This window comes from Aeromonas sp. HMWF015 (assembly GCF_963878965.1).
In the GTDB taxonomy this organism is placed as follows: domain Bacteria; phylum Pseudomonadota; class Gammaproteobacteria; order Enterobacterales; family Aeromonadaceae; genus Aeromonas; species Aeromonas veronii.
The window spans coordinates 1-1,001 of sequence record NZ_CAWNZT010000112.1 but is presented as its reverse complement, the minus strand read 5'-3'; the positions used below and the strand labels follow the sequence as shown (position 1 = coordinate 1,001).

2 protein-coding genes are annotated in these 1,001 nt (G+C 56.9%); one reads left to right on the top strand and one right to left on the bottom strand.

The window, feature by feature from the left end:
- Positions 1-437 (bottom strand): KpsF/GutQ family sugar-phosphate isomerase (locus AACS18_RS05605; RefSeq protein WP_146184748.1); only part of this gene is annotated, 437 nt, incomplete at its 3' end.
- 207 nt (positions 438-644) lie between these two features.
- On the opposite strand from AACS18_RS05605, the gene AACS18_RS05600 reads away from it, so the two are divergent.
- Positions 645-1,001, top strand: a 357-nt coding sequence (locus AACS18_RS05600; protein WP_146184747.1) for an ATP-binding cassette domain-containing protein, incomplete at its 3' end; no start/stop codon positions are given.

Genomic DNA, 1,001 nt, shown 5'->3' with positions numbered 1-1,001 from the left:
TGCACGTTGGCCTCTTTGGCCATGGTGGAGGCGGGATTACCGGTCATGCAGATGAGCGGAATGCCGCGGCGCTTCAGTACCGGCAGCAGGGCCAGGATTTCGTCACTCTCGCCGGAGTTGGAGATAGCGATTATAAGGTCGCCGCTGGAGATCATCCCCAGATCGCCGTGACTCGCTTCTCCCGGATGAAGGAAGAAGGCCGGTGTGCCGGTGCTGGCGAGGGTGGCGGCGATCTTGCTGCCGATATGGCCCGATTTGCCCATGCCGGTGACCACTATCTTGCCACCGCAGCGCAGCACCATTTCGCACGCCTTGTCGAAGGCGTCGTTCAGATACTGATAGAGTCCATCAATGGCTTGCTTTTCTGTGTCCAGCACCGCGCGGGCACTGCGACGAAAATCGAACAGTTCAGACACTTTCTCAGGCTTTACAGACATAAAGACACAGCTCCGGGCCGAAATTAGCTGCGGGATTATAAAAAAGTCTGCCCGGATAAGCGAATCGGATGGCAAGTCCCGCTCTCGATGACGCACTTTGTTACAGAAAACTGTCGTGCAAATGGGCTTGCAGCCTGTTCAATAGTTGTTCCTTGCTGTTGCTTAGACCTAGACTACCCCATAAAATTCGCACCTCATTTACACCGGATGGACAATTGTTTGAACAATGACCTGATCACCATCTCCGACCTGACCTTCAGTCACGGAGATCGGCTGTTGTATGACGGGATCAACCTGACCATTCCTCGTGGCAAGGTGACCGCCGTCATGGGCCCGAGCGGCATCGGTAAAACCACCCTGCTGCGGCTGATCGGTGGCCAGCTCAAGCCGGAGTCCGGTCACATTCTGTTTGACGGGGAAGATATCCCCACCCTCTCCCGTTCGCGCCTCTATGAAGTGCGCAAGCGGATGAGCATGCTGTTCCAGAGCGGCGCCCTGTTTACCGGCATGACGGTCTACGACAACGTGGCCTTCCCGCTGCGGGAGCACTCCGGCCTGCCGGAG